The organism is Thalassoglobus neptunius, from assembly GCF_007859735.1.
Classification (GTDB): Bacteria; Planctomycetota; Planctomycetia; order Planctomycetales; family Planctomycetaceae; genus Thalassoglobus; species Thalassoglobus neptunius.
Map to the genome: position 1 here is coordinate 1111248 of NZ_SIHI01000001.1, position 18805 is coordinate 1130052.

Annotated in this window: 14 protein-coding genes; 5 read left to right on the top strand and 9 right to left on the bottom strand. The window is 53.0% G+C overall.

Going from position 1 to position 18805, the window contains the following annotated elements:
* Positions 1–15: 15 nt before the first annotated feature.
* Complete coding sequence (locus KOR42_RS04500) at positions 16–1368, top strand: HEAT repeat domain-containing protein (RefSeq protein WP_197440859.1); 1353 nt, start codon at positions 16–18, stop codon at positions 1366–1368.
* A gap of 78 nt (positions 1369–1446) precedes the next feature.
* Here the strand turns inward: KOR42_RS04500 and KOR42_RS04505 are convergent, their stop codons facing one another.
* From KOR42_RS04505 to KOR42_RS04535, 7 genes are all read right to left on the bottom strand, one after another.
* Complete coding sequence (locus KOR42_RS04505) at positions 1447–2406, bottom strand: aldose 1-epimerase (RefSeq protein ID WP_146507408.1); 960 nt, start codon at positions 2404–2406, stop codon at positions 1447–1449.
* A 37-nt stretch (positions 2407–2443) separates the two neighbouring features.
* A complete protein-coding gene (locus tag KOR42_RS04510; RefSeq protein ID WP_146507409.1) occupies positions 2444–3424 on the bottom strand; it encodes a hypothetical protein in 981 nt (326 codons plus the stop codon).
* 290 nt (positions 3425–3714) lie between these two features.
* Positions 3715–4878: a BON domain-containing protein gene (locus KOR42_RS04515; protein ID WP_146507410.1), complete on the bottom strand. Its 1164-nt coding sequence runs from the start codon at positions 4876–4878 to the stop codon at positions 3715–3717.
* Positions 4879–5212: 334 nt separating this feature from the next.
* The gene (locus KOR42_RS04520; RefSeq protein ID WP_146507411.1) at positions 5213–6025 is read right to left on the bottom strand and encodes a uroporphyrinogen-III synthase; all 813 of its coding nucleotides are present in this window, start codon (positions 6023–6025) and stop codon (positions 5213–5215) included.
* Between the two features lie 894 nt (positions 6026–6919).
* Positions 6920–8860 (bottom strand): sigma-54-dependent Fis family transcriptional regulator, encoded by a 1941-nt coding sequence (locus tag KOR42_RS04525; RefSeq protein ID WP_146507412.1) that lies wholly within the window; start codon positions 8858–8860, stop codon positions 6920–6922.
* 118 nt (positions 8861–8978) lie between these two features.
* Entirely contained in the window at positions 8979–9710 is a 732-nt protein-coding gene (locus KOR42_RS04530; protein ID WP_146507413.1) for an RsmE family RNA methyltransferase, read from the bottom strand.
* A gap of 102 nt (positions 9711–9812) precedes the next feature.
* Positions 9813–11327, bottom strand: coding sequence for an efflux RND transporter periplasmic adaptor subunit (locus tag KOR42_RS04535; protein WP_146507414.1), 1515 nt, complete (start codon positions 11325–11327; stop codon positions 9813–9815).
* Positions 11328–11994: 667 nt separating this feature from the next.
* Here KOR42_RS04535 and KOR42_RS04540 point away from each other — a divergent pair.
* From KOR42_RS04540 to KOR42_RS04555, 4 genes are all read left to right on the top strand, one after another.
* The gene (locus tag KOR42_RS04540) at positions 11995–12789 is read left to right on the top strand and encodes a phytanoyl-CoA dioxygenase family protein (protein WP_146507415.1); all 795 of its coding nucleotides are present in this window, start codon (positions 11995–11997) and stop codon (positions 12787–12789) included.
* A 52-nt stretch (positions 12790–12841) separates the two neighbouring features.
* On the top strand, positions 12842–13705 hold the full coding sequence (gene larE / locus KOR42_RS04545) for an ATP-dependent sacrificial sulfur transferase LarE (protein WP_231740638.1): 864 nt from the start codon (positions 12842–12844) through the stop codon (positions 13703–13705).
* 368 nt (positions 13706–14073) lie between these two features.
* Complete coding sequence (locus KOR42_RS04550) at positions 14074–15324, top strand: hypothetical protein (protein ID WP_146507416.1); 1251 nt, start codon at positions 14074–14076, stop codon at positions 15322–15324.
* Positions 15325–15332: 8 nt separating this feature from the next.
* Positions 15333–16856 (top strand): hypothetical protein, encoded by a 1524-nt coding sequence (locus tag KOR42_RS04555; protein ID WP_146507417.1) that lies wholly within the window; start codon positions 15333–15335, stop codon positions 16854–16856.
* On the opposite strand, the gene nadC is transcribed toward KOR42_RS04555, so the two are convergent.
* The gene (gene nadC, locus KOR42_RS04560; RefSeq protein WP_146507418.1) at positions 16825–17745 is read right to left on the bottom strand and encodes a carboxylating nicotinate-nucleotide diphosphorylase; all 921 of its coding nucleotides are present in this window, start codon (positions 17743–17745) and stop codon (positions 16825–16827) included. The genes KOR42_RS04555 and nadC overlap by 32 nt on opposite strands.
* A gap of 69 nt (positions 17746–17814) precedes the next feature.
* Positions 17815–18708 carry a B12-binding domain-containing protein gene (locus KOR42_RS04565; RefSeq protein ID WP_197440860.1) on the bottom strand — a complete coding sequence of 298 codons (894 nt, stop codon included), beginning with the start codon at positions 18706–18708 and terminating at the stop codon, positions 17815–17817.
* Positions 18709–18805: the final 97 nt, after the last annotated feature.

The following is an 18805-nucleotide window of genomic DNA, read 5'->3' on the forward strand; positions in this document are numbered from 1 at the left end:
GATCGACAGCTCGCTATGAACAGATTCTTTTTTCAAAGCCGCCCTCCGTTCCGGAAAGATGGCCTTCGGTCAGCCATCAGCAACGCCGTGAATCGCTCCCAGTCGAAGATCGTGCATCTTTTCCTGTTTCTGTTGGGGGGCTCATTCTGTCTCTTTGCTGAGCAAGCACCAGCGGATGTGATTCGATTGAAATCCGGGGGTGAAGTTCGTGGCGAGTTGAGTGAGGCTCAAGCGGAAGAGTCGGCTCCCGTTTCAATTCGCTCACTGAGCGGTGCACAAATTCTGATCCATCGTGACGACATCGATTTCGTCGAACGACGCTCGGCGGTCCTCGAAGAGTATGAAACACGCGTTCGTGAACTTGATGGGTCGATCGAAGCCCACTGGCAACTCGCCGAGTGGAGTCGAAGCCATCTCTTGAACGAGAAGCGCGAAGAACAACTTCTGGCGATCGTCAGCATCGATCCCGAACATGCTGAAGCCCGACGGATTCTTGGTCATCAAAAACATCGGGGCCAGTGGATGACCGAAGATGAGGTCATGTCTGATCGCGGGTATGTGAAGTATCAGAACAAATGGATGACGCCGCAGGAACTCGCGTTGATCAAAACGGATGTCAAACAGCGAGAAGCGGAAATCCAATGGTATCCGAAGATCCGCGTCTGGCTCAGTTGGCTGACCGGGTCGGACCCACAGCGTCAACGCAAGAGCCTTGAGCTGTTCGCAGAGATTACGGACCCCGATTCCATTCCCGCTCTGCGAAAGATGATGGAACCCGATGAGAACACGAACGTGCGATTGCTCTACGTTGACGTGCTCGGACAGATCGCTGGCTCCTCAGCCATTCCTGCACTGGTCGACCGATATCTGTTTGACGATTACGAACCAGTGCGGCGCGCAGCGATGGATGTCATCTTCAATTCAAGATCGGAAGCTGCGGTGTCGCTCCTGATTTCGGCGTTGCGGCATCAATCCAATCTGATCGTTCGCCGGGCAGCCCGGGGACTCGAAACGATCGGGGACACATCCGCTGTTCCCGCGTTGATTGATGCTCTCGTTACGACGCATCGCGTGACCTATTCGAAGACTGAAGTCGCAGGCAACGGATTCTCCATGTCCGGCGGACAGGTCTCATTTTCGAACGGGAATCCGTACTCGACATGGTCGCCGGAGCTTTATGCAGCTGCGATCACCGGGCAGGTGAATGTTGAGCCGAGTCCGTATCTCCCTCGAACAACTCGAACGTTTGCCGTCAGTGTTCCCGTCAAGAACGCGGATGTTCTCGCTGCTCTGGAAACGTTGACCGGTCGCAATCTTGGGTTCAACGAACGCGACTGGTACGTCTGGTGGTCCGTTCACAAGAGTTGAGACCACTTCACCGCTGATTCTTCGCATACCTCGAAGAATGCGAAGTCCGGCGTGTGCGAAGAGTCCCGAGAATCTGGTTCAGGCGTAGATAGGGCTTACCTGAATCGCGAGCCATGTCTGGAATTGCTCTCCTGGATCGAGAATCTGCAGGCCGGTATTGAGGTCTTGATGATGCAGGTTCATCGCATCGGTCACACAGGAATAGGGCTCCAGGCAAACTGCGTTTCGGTTTGCAGGTGTGAAGATGACCGCTTCGCGGAAGACGCGCCCGTCGCAGACCTGATTGATTTCGAGTCCGCCTTTTTCATCCACGACTGAAGTGCGAACCGTTTCTCCGTCGGTTTCCCATCCGGTGTAGACATTGTCGAATGTGCGCGTTCCGAACGTGACAGCTCTCGGTCGATCGGCACTGGATTCGAGGGGAAGGCGGCGGCCGGTGGGCAGGCTCTCTTCAAGTTCCCATTCTTCATGCACATCAACACCAAACGTGCAATCTTCAGGCTGGCTGTTTGCGGACAACGGGAGCCGAAAATAGGCGTGAGTTCCCAGTCCCCACGGAAGTGCAGTTGGGGAAGGGTTCTCGATTCGGAACTGCGTCTCGAGCCGGTTCTCTGCGACTCGATACCGAATACTCAAAATGAAATCCGCTGGCCAGCACGCGGCACGTTGAGGATCATCGATGGAAAGTTGAAACTGCCCGGTGACGGAGTCTTCTGACTGTTCAACGACTCGCCACGGGCGGTCGTAGCAAAAGCCGTGAATCGCGTTCGGATGTCCCGGTGAAAGCGGAACATGGTAGTCCTTGCCTTCCCACTGAAATTGCCCAGCACGAATCCGGTTGGGAAATGGAAACAGGACAGGGATTCCGAACGAACTCGGTCTCGGCGGGTTGGTGAGAACATCCTCGGGAGAGTCGATGACTTGAACTGTCTCTCCGTTGAGATCGACCTGAAACTGGAAGCAGTTGAATCCAAGATCAGGAGCAATACTGGCACGGGCGCCGCTTTGCTGATCGTGGATCGTGATTGCGTTCGTCATGATTCGCCTGGACGTTCACGTCGAAAACCGAACAGCGTTACTTCACGCGTGGACCGGATTCCGCTTCTGATGTTCGAAAGATCCCCGGAGCAATCGCATTACGTTGTTCCTGCATCGGCAGTTGGTCGGGATCGGCTTTGATGTCCGCGATTTTCTTCCATGGAGGAAGAAGTGTCACGCTCCAGGGAGCTTTGAAATTGTTTTCGATAAGATTCAATGGCTCAGGTTCATGGAAGATGTATGTCGTTTCCTGATTCCCAGAAGGGTCCCACAACTTCACAGCTTGAGGCATGAATGTCTTTGGGTTGAGCATAATCTCTGCGCGGGAAAATTCACGTCGCAGGGCAGCCACCATGGGAATCGCAACAATATGAACTTGTGACTCCATGTCGTGCTTCTTGCCGAAGGTCATGGCATAGCGCTGCTTGACGGAGTCGGCCTTCATTCCGAAGAGAAATGGCATTGGGCCATCGGTGATCCGTTGACCGCGATACTCGGCCGGAATCTCCATTTTCGAATAAGTTTTGGGCTCGTGGTCGAGTTCCAGAATTTCTTCGCCGGTGCAGATCCACGATTTGAGTTCGTCCGCCATGACTTCGAAAGTGGTTCCGGAAACTTCGTGGGTCAGCTTTTGTCCAGCTGGAAGCTTCTTGCTGTATTCCACAATCTGTGGATCAGGATGGAAGTCCATTCGGGCTTTATCGGGAGCACCAAACCAGTATTGCCCGACAGCTCGTTTTTCCGTGTGGAAAACGTAGTCGTAGGTGTACCGGACGAATTGCCCTTTGAGCGATTTGATCCCCGCCGTTTTCTGTTCCCACGTCTGGAGAACAGGATTCATTTCTTCGGGGGTCTTCAAATAGATTTGAGCGGGTTGCCCACCGCTTTGTGGGTTCGGACCCTGTCTGGGGTCAGTGCGGCCCGGAGTTTCCTGTCCGAATGCAGGGGAAACCAAAAGAGTTGAGAGAACGGCAAGGCTCTTCAGGTGAATTCTGAATTGAGAACCTGGGAGCGTCATGAGGAGTCCTTCCCTGAATTCTGGCGTCTGCAGTTGTGGTGTCTTGAAAAACGACGCCGTGTCGCGCGGATTGTCCGCTCCGCCTTTCGTCATGTTGGGCGGAATGCCGGAGAGTCTATCCGCGAACGAGATCTCTGCAAAGGTCATTTCGGGCTGGCCAGAAATGGAAAAAATCCGCCTTCAACTCGATATCAATAGAAAACGGTTCATGAGAGAGTGAGTCCCCCATGAACCGCTATCATTCGAATCGAAGTCGACAACGGATTTTCCGCGGTCTCGACTTACCAGACCTACCAGTTCTTAGGATTCATGAACCACCACCAGCGGTCGGTTCGTGAATCAAACTCAAGGTTCCAACTTCCATCTTCCCAAGACAGTGTGGATTTTCTCCACCCCAGAGGAACTTGGGGATATGGGTAGTATGGACCAATGTACGGCCAGGCGCTGGCATCGTACTGGCTGGGATAAGTCACAGCCGAATAGTTGTCATACTGTGCGTATGCTGGCCATGCGTTGCTTGGCATGTTCGGCGAATTGTAGACCTTGTGGCCCATCTGCTGGACGTTTCCAGGGTTGGGACCGTAAGCCTGCGGTGCACCCTGAGGACCAGGGGCATAGCCTTGAACTTGCTGAATTGGTGCTCCCTGAGGAGGACCGTAAGGCATCTGTCCAGGGCCACCAAACTGAGGTTGACCGGGACCACCGAACTGTGGTTGACCAGGACCGCCAAACTGGGGCTGTCCGGGGCCAGTTGGGCCGAACTGAGGTGCTCCGCCAGGAGCGCCCGGTGCTGGCTGTCCAGCGACAGTCAATCGGTTCATGACCTGATTGACACCAGGCACGCTTGCAGCAGCCTGATGTGCTCGCATTGCCTGTTCTGGCCCGTCAACTGTTCCGATCAGACTCGCGACACCGTTCTTGTAACGGATCTCGATGTCGTAACCGCTCATTCCAACAGAAGAAAGGGCACCAGCGATGTTCTGGGCGACTTCCTGATTGTTCTGTGCACTCTGTGCGTACGAAACAGGTTGGACTTGAGAAGGTGCCCCGACTGGCTGTTGAGCCATTGCTGTCTGAGGCTGGCTGACTGGAGCAGCAGGAGTTGATCCCATGAGGCTCAACTGGTTTTGAACGTTTTGAACACCGTCAACGCGTCCTACGATTCGTGACACAGCTGCTCGCTGTGCTTCGTCTTTAATCTGTCCGCTGATTGTTGCCGTTCCGGACTCGAACTGAATGGCAACGTCTTTGTGTACGAGGTTTGCTCTCTTCAGAGATTTTGCAATCTCTTCGGCAACGCGCTGATTCTCGGTCTTCGAAGAACCTTCTGCCGGTGACGAGGCTTGCTCTGCACTGGATTGAGGTTGCAAAAGATCGAATGGGCCAGCAACTGAAACGGTCGGGATTGCTGCCAACAATCCGAGACTCAGCGCCCATTTCCTTGGCAGAAGCATGGACTCACTCCTTTAGGTTTTGAGTGTTCCGCAACCGTTTCCCTTTGGAAGCGGCACGTCCGGTTGTTCCGGTGCGGACTCGATCGAATGATAGTTATTCCACTCATCGGACTCGTTGGGGCGCTGAGTTCAATTATTCTGGTTATTTCGTGGAGAAAGACATTTTTGATCGAATTCACTGGTCAACCGTCGGATTTCCCTCAAGTTCAGAGAGAGAAATCAGAGTAGGCGTCAACAGGACTGCCACAAAGAGGACAAATCGAGACCGTATCCGCTTGCAAACTTCCACCGTCGCACGTTTCGGGAGCGACAGGAATTGTTGCCGTGGATCAGTTTAGTTCTTCTGGACCCATTCAATGGCTTCTCGAACCAGATGCGCCATTTTGGGATGTGAAGGTTCCATGCAGGGGGAAAGATCAAACTGACGCAGCCGTTCCGAAGCTGTGGGGCCGATGCTCGCATGCGGAATGGTTTTCGCCACAGCGAACCATTCGTCAAACAGATTCATTTCTTTGGCGGTCTGGATGACGTGGTTGATCTGCTGGGCACTCGTCCAGAGGATCAGATCAAATTCGTTATTGATGAGTTGGCGAACAGAGTCTTGCAGCGGTTTGATGTCGTCGGGCAGTGTCCATCGATAAATCGAGACCGACAAAACCTCGGCACCTTGTGAAGAGAGCCATTCGTGAAACTCAGTGTTGGCGACTCCGTATTCCTGGACGGCGACCGTTTTTTCCGACAGAACCACTTTCTCACGTGACATTTCTTCCGCAAGCTCATGCCAGGTATTCGGTTCAGGAGCCCGGACGTTCGGTTGCAGGCCCAGTTTTGCGAGGACGGCGGCGGGTTTGGGGCCACGCACAGCGATCACAGTTTTGCGGATTTCTTCCGTCAGTTCGTCAGCAGAGATTCGACTTTCAACAGCATCATAAAGTGCTTGCGTGCCGACTCCCGTCATGAACACCGAGACATCAACCTCTCCGGAAAGCAGCTTCTCAATATAATGCAGCGGTTCAGAATTCGATTCGAGTGGAACTTCCTGCATTGAGGGAGCCACGGTCGGGATGCCGTGGAATCTTTCGATCAATCGACCCATCTCCGGAGCGCGGCGGCTTTCAAAGGCACAAACTCTGACTTTCGACGACATGGTGCTCGACTCACAATCTTGAAAATTCAAACAGCTTGACAGTTATAGCCAATCGTTCGCCGCTGTTGGCACCCATTGGAAGCAGCAAACACTTTGATTCTCGCAAGACGCTCACGAACTCGCACGAGCAATCACTGCTACTCAGCAAAGAAGAAGTGTTCTGGCGAATGCAGATGTCTCACGGAAATCGTTTAAGAGGTGATCACGCGAAGCATTAGAAAGCGGGCGTCGATTAGTTGTTTGGAATGTTTTCTTGCGTCGAGACTCAGCAAGTTTGCCGGATCGCCGAATTATTCATTCGCCCAGCATGATCGAAGGATTCTCTCCGCTGTGATGAGGAGAGATGTTGGTTCGACAGTCGCGAAGTGAGAAGCATCAAAGGCGAATTGAGAAGTATAAAAATAGTAAAAGCGAGTGAAAATGGCTGGGGGCGTGGGCGCTCGCCCGGAAGAACTCCAACGAGGAGAACCCCGGCCACACCCCCAGTCAGTGAACACTCGCTTTTACATTGGCTCTATTGGCAATCCCCGTGCCACGACACGCCGAACTTTCTCGGAAAAGCGCATCTTGCTTGGCAATCAATGGTTGCGTTCATTTGGCTGATGTTGGATGGAATGCCACTTGCCACGAGATCGGGCATTGCCGCAGCGAGGCTGCATAAATGCGCATCAGCTTTCAAAGAATCAGTGCGCGAGAGACAAAAAACTGCTGATCCAAAGCACCCTCAATCTCAGCCCTGAACGATTCGCACGAGCAAGAACAGCATTCATCGGAAGGTATGCGTAGAGGCAACTACGGAGCTGAAGTCTCACTCAGTTCGACTCCGTGTTCGGTGAGACGCGTTCATCGAGAAGAGCTGAGTTCGGACAGAAGTTATTCAGGAAGCAAAGTGCTTTACGGCTTCACTTCTTCGACTTCCATGCCGAGCTGTCGCATCTTTCGATACAGGTTTGAGCGGTGGAGGCCGAGGAATTCGGCGGCGTCGCTCATATTCCCTTGCATTCGTTTCACAGCTCGCTTGATGTATTCGCGCTGAAACTTGTTCGTCGCATCGGCGAGTCCGACTCCATCGGAGAGATCTTCGTAGGGATCGTGAGTCGGGCTGAGGATGAATGCGAGGTCTTCGACTTCGATTCGGTCTCCGCCTGCGAGAAAGGCGACACGCTCCATGAGGTTTCGAAGCTCGCGGACGTTTCCGGGCCAGCCGTGAATTCGCAGTCGCTTTTCTGCTTCTGGAGTGAACTCCAATGTCTTGCGCCCTGCGTCGCTGCAAAATCGTTTGAGGAAGAAGCGAGCCAGTGTCGTCACATCTTCAGGGCGCTCTCTCAGAGGAGGAATTTCAAGCGTGACAACACTTAACCGGTAATACAGATCCTGTCGAAACTTCTTCTGCGCGACCATGTTGGTGAGATTCACGTTTGTGGCAGCGACAATTCGCACGTTGACCGGAATCTGCTGAGTGCCGCCAACGCGAGTGATGACCTTCTGTTCCAGAACTCTCAGAAGCTTCGCCTGTCCGCCGAGACTCATGTCTCCGATTTCATCGAGGAAGAGCGTTCCACCTTCGGCCAGTTCAAACTTTCCAATATGGGTCGATTGGGCATCTGTGAACGCCCCTTTTTCATGCCCGAAGAGTTCACTCTCGAGCAGCGATTCCGTCAATGCAGCACAGTTGACAGCGACAAACGGCTTGGAGGCTCGCGGACCATTGTGATGCAGAGCCTGAGCAGCCACTTCTTTTCCCGTTCCGCTTTCTCCGAGAATGAGAACGGGAAGCTCAGTGGCGGCGAGTCGGTCGATTGTTCCGCGAAGAGCGACGATCGACTCGTTCTCACCGATAATCGTGACGCCGCTCGAAACACGTTCGGTGAGATTTTGATTGCTGCGGACGAGGTTCTCGAGTTCCAGCGTGTTCTTGATCGCAATGGATGTGTGAACAGCGAAGTCCTGAACGGCAATCAGGTCGTCTTCCGTAAAATCGCCATCGAGTTTGTTAATCAATTCGAAGGCGCCAATGCACTCCCCTTCCGCGTCGAAGAGTGGGACCGACAAAAGATTCCGCGTCTTGTATCCCGTCTGGCGGTCGACTGTCTGATCGAAACGAGAATCGGAATACGCATTGTCGACAACGACCGGCGATTGCGATTCAATCGTTTCACCGATGATTCCCTTATTGTCAGGAAGAAAGAGCTTGCCTCCTTCAACTCCCAGTGCGGGGCATGCGATGAGCATTCGCTGATTGCGATCCCAGATGAAGATACTCGCCCGATCAGCTCCGAGCAGCCTGGAGGCTTCTTCAGCGATCCGCTCCAGCAGGTGTTGAGTGTCCGTTTCGCCGGCGAAAGTATGTGCGAGCGCGTTTGTTGCGCGTAATCGTTGGACGGTTTGTTGTGCATGGTTGAATCTCGCAAGGTCGTTGATTCGGGAGCCGACGACTCTGGCGATCGCGAGTCCGTCGGTAAGTTGTGCAGGATCGAGTCGGACGCCAGAGAAAGCGAGGACATGTTGCTGCAACGATCCTGTTGCGACAAACATGTGGGCATCGTCACCGGCTGGACGTGACCAGACAGCGGCATTCTGATCCACAACGTCGTTGAGAAGCGGTCCGGGGAGCACGTCGATCGGTTCCCCGCGCGCTGCGATCGTTTCCCATCCTTCTTTGCGTTCCAGAACGGAACAGCGTGGGACTCCGAATTCGGCCGCAATATCTGTCACGATCTCCGGTAGTGATTCGAGCTGTAAGATTCGCTCACATGCCCGAATCAGGGATGCGTGAGCATTCGATCGTTGAAGCCAGGGGAGATCTCTCCATTTCAACCAAACTGATTCCTCCATGATGCACTCCGAACGACAGTCTAAGTAATCGCGTTAATCTGACGACGCTTCTCCGGCAAAGTAGATTATTTCGCGACACATTGGCGTGATCAAGCCGACGACACAAGAAACTCGGTTTTCATTCAAAATGAGTGTCAATTTGACTGACCAAAACGGCCGCCAGAGCGATTGCGGCGGTCTCGACCCTCAGAATGTTCGACGAAATTGAGATCGGACGGGCTTCGGAATCACGCAGAAGCTGTAGTTCGTCGGGGCTGAATCCCCCTTCCGGGCCGATACAGACGATGATAGAGCTGACATTTTCGGGCAGGATTGGTGCTCGATGAGAACGTTCTTGTTTCTCCGGAACATCCCCGAACATCAGGTGAGAATGTTCGGCCTTTGATTGCTGTAAAAGTTCCGGAAGCGACGTGGTGGGCGCGATTTCCATCAATTGATTGCGGCCAGATTGCTTACAAGCTTCGATTGCTGTTCCGGTCAGACGTTCTAACTTTCCCGGTCGCGGTTTGACGACGCTTCGTTCGGTCAGGAGTGGAACGAAACGATCGACTCCCAGTTCGGTCGCTTTTTCAACGAGCCACTGAAGGCGGTCGCGTTTGGGCGGAGCGACGGCCAGCGTCAATGTTGTTGGGCGTTCTGCCGACTTGGCGGGGGCAGAGAGCAATCGAATTCGAACGGAACGTTTGGCGACTTCGATCAGCTGACCGGAAGCGCTCGTTCCGAGACCATCAAACAATTCGACTTCATTGCCCGTTTTTTGCCGGAGAACAGTGGCGAGATGATGAGCTTCCGGGCCGTCTAAAGTGATCTCATCTTCCCAAGGTCCGACATAATAGAAGCGGTCTGCCATTGGAGCATCTTCAGATTTGGTTTGCACTCTCTCGCACGAGCAAACAGAGTCTTTTAATTGATGAAACAGTACAAGCGAGTGCACAGGCGAGAGCAACTTGCTCTAGTTCTGTCCGCTTTCCTCTGTCGCGGTTGCTTGCGAAGCGGGGAACTCCAGATAGGGGATGCGAAGCCGTGCCGTTTCGTCGCGAAGCGTTCGAACTTGCCGCACATCGAGAAGGGACCCGGCCGACAAAATGTCCAGATTGGATGTGACAATCTGGTCACCGGGGGCGATTTCTCCATCGACCAGTGCGAAGGACTGGAGCTTCTGCAGAATGCGAATCTTGCGAGGGCTGACGGTCAGTGGAGTGTCAGCAGAGGCTGATTGATCGCGGTTAACGACGAAGACAACGTCGCCATTGATCGCTTCCCTTGGAATCAGGAGTCCCTGATCGGTGTCGAGAATTCCTCCGTCAATTCTTGCATAGACGAACACGCCCGGTTTGAGGGGAGTCGATTGCTCTCGGTTATCGACTTCGACAAACACCTGCACCGTTCGGGTTTTTTCATCAGCCTGCGGATTCACACGACTGATGTATCCGGTCCGTGACGGGCGGGCTGGGTTCAGTAAGTCTGTCTCGCGAGTTGCCAGACGTGCTTCTGTCCGTTTGCCCTGACCCAACAACTTGCCGAGGATGATGGCATCTTCGAGTGGAAGTCCAATGGGGACTTCAACCCGATCGATTGCAGTGAGTTCAACGATCGGGTCACCGGCTCGCACATACTGGCCCTGTTCGACGTGAACTTCGCTGATGATTCCAGAAATCCCAGCCCGCACAGTCGCCTTTTCGAGGTCCTGTCGAGCGAGGCTGAGTTCGCTTTCTTGTACTGATGTCTGAGCTGTCAGCTCTTCGACTTGGGGAGCAATCAATTCGATCGTGTTTCTGAGTCGTTTGACCGTCTCATTCTGGCGGGCGAAATCGAGTTCTTCCTGATCGACGGTTGCCTGGCTTCCCGCACCGCGAGAGAGAAGTTCCTTCGCCCGTTCCAGTTCTCCGCGAATCAACGCGAGTTGTCTTTCTTGTAAGGCGAGGAGTTCTTCATTGAGCTGTTTTTCTTGAACGAGTCGATTGAGCCGGGCATGCGAGACCCGCAGTTGAGCTTCAGTCTGCGCGACGCGCTCTTGATAGACCTGACTGTCAATCTGGACGAGGATGTCTCCAAACGTTCGACGCGAACGGCCATCGGGTTGGGTTTCGACCGTTGGTCCTTTGACCTCAACACCCACTTCCAAGTGGCTTTTCTCGGTGATCCGTCCGCTGACTTCCGCGGAGACGGTCACTTGAGTGTCGGGCTGAACGGTTCCGAATCCCGGAAAAAATCGCCTCACGGGGATCCGTTCTGTTTCAAACGCTTCGACTTTCAGGACGACAGGCGGAGGGTTTTCACGCGGAGGAGCCGACTTCAGGCGTGCCAATGCCATGAATACGTTCATCGCGAAAAAGATCGCCAGTGCGCCACAAACGACGGTAATAATGACACGCCGCCACATGGAAGTTGATGAGCCACTCTTGGGCGTCGGACTCCCTTTCGGACTTGTGGAGGCAGATTGTGGAGGCGTTTGGACTTTGGGCATTGTCAGCCTGTTTTAAGAATGATTCCAGATTGACTACAATGACGTCTCAAGGGAAACGGACATTCTGCCACAAGATCCCTCATCATCAGGTCTTCGGTCGAGTGATTCTGAGGGACCGTGCATCCGTTCGAACGACCTCACGAAGAGTTTCGTGTTATATCAGGTGCATCGATCGAGCAGGGACATGGATTGAGAACAGTTACGTCAGATGTTTGCAGTGCGATTGCTTCGATTTCAAGTTCGCATCAGCATTCCCATTCTTAAGGAAAGTGACGGGTGAAAAATCCATTTCCCACGCAGAGATGAACCCGGACAGTCAATGAGATGTCACGAACCATTCGTCACATCAAGTTCGAGAGTTTTCACAGGAGCAGCTCGACCGCGACTTTTTCCAGTGATCACGTCTTCGCTTGTTCGCACTTTCGAATCGGTTTTCCGGAATTCAGGCGAGCAAACAGGCTGCAAACAATGTCAAATAGTCCAACCAAATACATCAGAGAGAGCAGTGTGCTCTCGACGTGATCTGAAAACCTGTGAAGCGAGTACTTTTTCGAAGCCCTCATTGTGTAAAAATTGGTTTCAGGAACAGTTCGCACGGTCGAATTGTTTCTGAATCGTATTCCATGAGCAATGCGACTTTTCAGGATTCCTTAACGAAGCAGCATCGATGACGGACTCATTAACCGAGGATCTCAGTTCTATTCATGATTTTCCGCTCGAACAGCAAGCTCTTTTCGAACAGAACGGTTTTCTGGTCCTTCGAGAATTTGTCGACAAAAATGTTGTCGATGAGATGCTTCAAATCACACAAGATCACCGTCGCCGAGCAGTTGAGCCGGTCGAGTATGAATCGGATCTCAACTATCCCGGAGCTCCACGGTCGCGGCAGGAGAGTGGAGGAACAACGATTCGACGCCTGAAACAGGCCCATTGTCGCGGCATCGTCTTCACGAACTGGATCAATTCAGACGCACTCAAATCGCGACTCGAACGTCTGCTCGGCCCACGACTTGTTTGCCCGCTGGCTCATCACAATTGCATCATGACCAAAGAGCCAGCTTACAGCAGCGATACCGGCTGGCATCAGGATATTCGCTACTGGTCGTATGAAAAGCCGAATCTGATCAGCGTCTGGCTGGCGTTGGGGAAAGAATCTTTGGAGAACGGATGCCTTCAGGTGATTCCGGGATCTCATCGCATGGGTTTCGGGCAACATCAATTCGATCGTGAATTGTTTTTCCGAGACGATCTTGCGGAGAACCAAAGGCTCCTCGAACAGCGGCAACCGGTTGAATTGAATCCGGGGGATGTTTTGTTGTTCCATTGTCGAACGCTGCATGCCGCGACTCGGAACTATTCCAACACCACCAAGTTCTCCGTTGTCTTTACGTTTCGGGCAGCAGACAATTCTCCGCGTCCAGGATCGCGTTCCGCATCCATGCCGGAGATGCTTCTTCCATGACAGTATTGTGGGGGACGTTTTCGAATGATCCGTCCAGCAAAGAGGTGTCCACGTGAGTGGTTCGCAAGAGGTTCAAGCTTCGATCGATCACAAGAAACAGGCGTTGTTTGAACACGTCCAGCAATACGGACCGACAGTTGTCGCGTTTTCCGGTGGCGTCGACAGTGCGGTCGTCGCACGTGCTGTTCATGAAGTTTGGGGAGATCAATCTCTGGCAGCAACGGCATCGAGCGCGTCTCTCGCTTCCGGAGAACTTGAAGAAGCGCAGCAAATTGCGGAGTTGATCGGGATACGACACGAAGTCGTGCGGACGGAAGAGTTTCTCGTCGAAGGGTATCAACAGAATCTCGGCGACCGCTGCTTCTACTGTAAGTCGGAGCTTTACACCGTCCTCCGATCCAAATTTCCGGAGTCTGAGTTTCCGACGATCTGCAACGGGGCCAATCTGGACGACCTGGGTGACCATCGTCCCGGAATGCGGGCAGCTTCTGATCATCAGGTTCGTAGCCCGCTGATCGACGCGGGGCTGAATAAGACGGATGTTCGCTCTCTCGCCCAACATTGGAACCTCCCGATTTGGGACAAGCCAGCGATGCCGTGTCTGTCGAGTCGCATCGCCCACGGAGTTGAGGTGACCCCCGAGCGAGTGCAGCGGGTTGATCGAGCAGAGGCCTATCTCAAGTCGGCTTTGAATGTCAAAAACCTGCGTGTCCGGCATGAGGCCAACGATCTTGCCCGCATCGAAGTTTCGATTGATGTGCTTCCCCGGTTTCTCGACGAAACGTTCCGAAACCGTCTGACCGAAGAGTTCCGCCGGATCGGATTTCTTTTCGTCACTTTAGATCTCGAAGGATTTCGCTCCGGGAGTATGAATCAAACGTTGGATCTCGTCGAAATCCAGTTGGAAAAAGATTAAGAAGGTAACCCGCATCCATTTTCAAGCGGTGAGGATTACAACGCACATGCGTGTTGGATTTTCCGGCTCGGAAAAATCTGACGGAACGTATCTCACATCTCCGTGTACAAATGCGTATTATTGGAACCCGGAAAAGTTTGTCGTGAACTCGTTCGCGATGAGATGAAAATATACTGAATCGTTGTTCACGAGTTTCCGCCTGAGAATTATCGGGCCCTCCCAACAGGGACATTCGGGAGCAGGAGAAAGCAGCGATTCGATTTCGCATACGGGCTGAAGTCGATTACGGATTGACGAGAACTCTCAACGATCATGATTCAACGTGAACCGGATCGCTCTTTGAGACTCGCAGAGAAAATTCCCACGCAATGAGTAGTGAGTGGCTATCAAGAGCGGTCAACGTTTTCAAAAGAGACGTTCCAGAAACGCCGCAACCGTTTGATGTCGAGTGCGAATGCGGACAGCGTCACACCGGTCTTCGCCGCGTTCGCTTTCAGCATCTCGTCTGTAAGTCCTGCGGCGGTTCACTATTCATTCTTCCTCGTGATTCTTATCCCCCTCCACTCGATCCTGCCAAACGCAAAAAACGACGCAAAAAACGACGCAGCAAACGTCGCCCGAAAGAGAATAAACGCCCGACTCCGCTCGACTTCTCTCAACCGGATGAAGTCGAAATCCCAGCTTCGGAGGATTCCTCACCGAATTCAGCACCGAAACCAGCATCGAACAAGAAGCTTCCCAAAGAGGTTTACGAAGAAGATCCCGGACCCGGATTTATCATTCGTCAAATCGAAGGGACTGTCGGCTTCGTGTCGGCATTTCGGGATGCGTTCCTGGGGTTTTGGTCTCCCCATCGAAAGATCGGGCTGTTGATCTTTTGTCTGCTGGCAGCTACGGTGTTTTACTCGATCCGTCGGTCTACGCTTGCACAGGCCGAGATTGACGCGAGAGAAAAATTCGCGGCGGCGATTGATTTGATTGCAGAAGAACGATGGAGTGATGCGAAGGCAGAATTGAAGGACGCCGTCGAAGCGGTCGATCGCCTCGGACGCACGGATCGGGAAGCGAGTCAGATTCGTCAGATGCATTCAGAAATTCAGGCGTTCACGGGGCTGTCTCAATACACTTTGTTCGAACTGACTGAAGATGCCGAGAAGACGTATGTCGCGGAGGGCATGGAAGCATGGCAGGAACGGTTCCGGATCAGATATCAAGATGAGTGGCTCATCATTGAAGGAAACCTGCGCCCCGTTCATTCCTATCAAGGGCAGAACGGATCGCTTTCCCTCGAACTGGAATTCCCGTGGGTCGTTGGAGATCGCCCGCGGGAAGTGAGCGTTCTCGTTGACTTCCCTCTCGCAAAGGGGCTGCCGGTGGTTTCATCTGAACCGTACGATGACAGCCCCGGTCAGTATTCAATTTTCGCGGCTCAAATCGAAGACTGTTCGCTCGGCCTCAACGGCAACTGGATCGTTCGATTGAATCCGCGGACCGCGTTTTTCTGGTCAGATGAAAAAACCTACCGTCAGACGAATCTGAATGTGGGATCGATTCTCAGCCAGGAAGAGTTGGAACACATTCTCGCCCAACAGGCAAAATGGATGGGGGTACGAGATTAATGAACGTGATGCGAATTGTCGTTGTGGTGCTCCTGTGTCTGCTGGGATTCCATCGAGAGGGATTCTGTGAAGCGCGGTCGATCCAGTCGTTCACGGCGGTCAAAGAGAAGTGGGACGATCTTGTCGGGACAACGTGGCAGATCGAGGGGCGGTATTCGCTGATGGGCGCGACCACATTGAAGTTTGTCAATTGTGAAATGCCGTTCCGTTTCTCCTCGGATGTCATGCGACCGTCCGGGCAGTTCAAGAATCTCGAGGTGATCGGAAAAATTCAGAAAAAAAACGGTCGGCTCTTCTTCGAAGTGAGGTCACTTCGGAAGGTTCCCAGTGATGACGAACAGTACCTTGCGCGGCGTGCTCGCGTGGACAGCGACGATTCCAAAGCGATGTACGAACTTGCGGAATGGGCTGAGGAGCGTGCCCGATTTTACGGTGACGAAGACCTTCGCAAGAGAGCTCAACAGCTCAAACAAAACGGGCTGCTCGTTGAGTACCGACAACTCGAAACGATCGATCAGCGCGCCCTCGATCATCTTTTGAAGAAGGCCAGAGAGTTTCAGTTGGATGAGCGGATCGTTCAGGAGTTTTTGCATCGAGGTTACTGGGAACAATTCGATCAGACGAACCGGTTGCGTGATCGAGTCGAACGCCTCACAGAGCTGCATGTTTCGATCGCGAGAAACCTTCCGGGAGCGTCCACTCCACTCGAAACGTATCCTCAAGAGCTTGCGGACGAATACTTCGCAGCCCCGATTCAGATGTATGATCAATCCCGGAATGAGAATCGTCGGCAACTCGACCGCCTGTTCTATCTGAAAGTCTCCGTCGACATGATTTTGGCTCAGGCAGATGCTTCGGGAGCCAATGGTTTCGCGATCGCCAAACGATTGAAAACGGATGCTCCAGAACGAAAGGATCTGATTCGGGAATATGAAGCGAAGGAACTCGCCTACGCGTCCAAGCGGTTGGACACAATGACTCGAGCCGAGATGTTGAACTTGTCGAATCGATACGTCGACTTCGGTGATCCATCTCAAGCTGTCGAAACAAAACGAAAATGGCTCGCTTCACGAGAATTGCTCGCACGAGGTCAAGGGGCACGAGGATTGGTCGACTATGCGGAAGACTGGATTCAACTTCTTGATGACCGAGAAGCTGCTGCCAGGTTTTATATGGAAGCCTGGAAGATCAATCCCCAATACCCGCTGGCGACAGAATGGCTCGACAAGAACGGGTACGCGCTGCATGACGGAATCTGGACTCCGAAAGAATTGATTCCGGAGACACGCGAATCTCAAATTGAAATGGCGATTCGAGAAGGGCGAATTGAGAAAGGGATGACGCAGCATCAGGTGAAAGCTGCCATGGGGATCGCGCCGGATTCCATTGTTCGGTTTGCGAGTTCCGGACGCATTTCTGAACTCTGGACTTACGATGCTGCGGGAGTGATGATCCGATTCAGCTGGAAGCAAGGTGATTCCAACGGACAGGTCAATTCGATCAGTTCGACGATCCGTCGAGGGACGAACTGACGATACCGCTCCAGTCGAAGCCGATATCAATCGCGGGAGCTGAGTGCGTTAACGCTCCGACGCTGATTCGATCGACGCTTGTCTCGGCAATGGCTCCCACTGTTGTGAGTGTGACACCTCCGGAGGCTTCCAGCAGAACTCGTTGATTCAGTTCATCGCGAAGCTGCACTCCTTCTTTGAGTTGTTCATTGGTCATATTGTCCATAAGAACGATGTCGGGATCTGAGGGTAGAACGGAACGAAGCTGTTCGATGGTGTCGACTTCGATTTCGACGATCACTCCCGAAGCGACATGGCTCCGCGCTTCTCGGACTGCTTCAGCGAGGTAGTCGTCTGAACGAGTTTTCAACCATGCAAGATGGTTGTCTTTGATCAAGACGGCATCGTACAGCCCGATTCGATGGTTCGTTCCTCCGCCGCAACGTACAGCAAATTTCTGGGCAGCTCGAAGACCCGGCAGCGTTTTTCGCGTCTCAAGAATCTGACACTGAGTTTGTTTCACCGCGTCAACAAATCGCCTCGTGAGCGTAGCTGTGCCGCTGAGCAGTGTCAGAAAATTTAAGACTGTCCGCTCCAGTGTGAGAATGCTTTGCATCGACCCGGAGACTTCAGCGATCACAGTGCCGGGGATGAGTGCATCGCCATCTTTGAGCAACGGATGAAACTTGATGTTTTGCTGACCATAGCGTGAAAAGATTCGCTCGGCGATCGCTGCTCCCGCCAGAGTTCCCGGTTCTCGGCCAACGATTTGAATCGTGCCTTGTGCTGATTCCGGGACCAGGGAGTGCGTCGTCAGATCGTTTTGATTCTGAAGGTCTTCATCGATTGCCGTTTCAATCAGGCGGTCGATCTGTTCCAACTCGCTGGGAGTCAAGCAATAGTCAGGCATGAGAGTTCGCTGCTGAAGAGATATCAAACCAGTTATTCAAACAATGACGGCCGGCGGAAACAATCGGTTTCACTGCTCTTCTGTTTGATTCGAGGAAAATTTTTTCAGCGACTGTTCAGCGACAGTTTGAAGGTGGCGAAAGTTATCACAGAACGCAGAGTACTTCATTTCTTTGCGAATTTCTTCAACGAGCGCTTTGCCTCCGACAGCAAGTGTGGCGTTCAGTTCGAATGCGAGATTGGACAGCTCTTCGAACTCGGTCAAGAATTCTTCTTTGTCACGAATGGACGAAACGCTGATCCATAGAAAGCTGGCGCCGGTGTCTCGAAGCGCCTGACGCATCGATGCAAACGGAAGCATGTTTCCCATCGAGGTCGCGTTCCAGCCGGTGTCGCGGAGGACGAGTTCGCTCATCGATGAAGCGAGTGTGTACGGATCTCCGTCGAGTGTTCCGCCAATGGCAATCGGAGCAGACGCAGGCAACTCAGGGAGTGCACGTCGCAATTCATGAATGATTCGCAAGCAGAGTTCGCAAGCTCGACGTTCCTGATAGACAGCGACGTCTCCGCATCCCCAACGGTCGCCAATTTCGTGAAAGGTTTCCGCAAGGACTTCATCACAAATGGCACTCACAGGGCAGTTGCCCAGATACAGGTTGAAGACGATCTCAATACAGACCTCTTCATTTCCCGAAACCATGGCCGACAGAAGACGTGCCTGCTCAGAGGAAATCTTGCGCGCCTGACCACCTGTTGTGGCCGGGGGAAGTCCGAGAATCTCCGGATGCTGGATCTCAAGACCTTGTTCGCGGAGATAGCTCAAGACCCCATTGACGGGAATACGTCGATGGCCACCGGCGGTGTAGACTGCCGGGATCACTCCCTTGTCACACCACCGTTTTAGCGACGATTCGCTGACCGATATCGCCTGGGCAAGCTGTTTTGGAGAAACGAGTTCCTTCACAAGTCTCACTTCCGAAGAGGTCAAGTGATTGAGCGTTCACGATGAGAATTTCGGGAAAGCCTCGTTGAGGATGGAGTTCACGGTTTTGGGCTTTCCA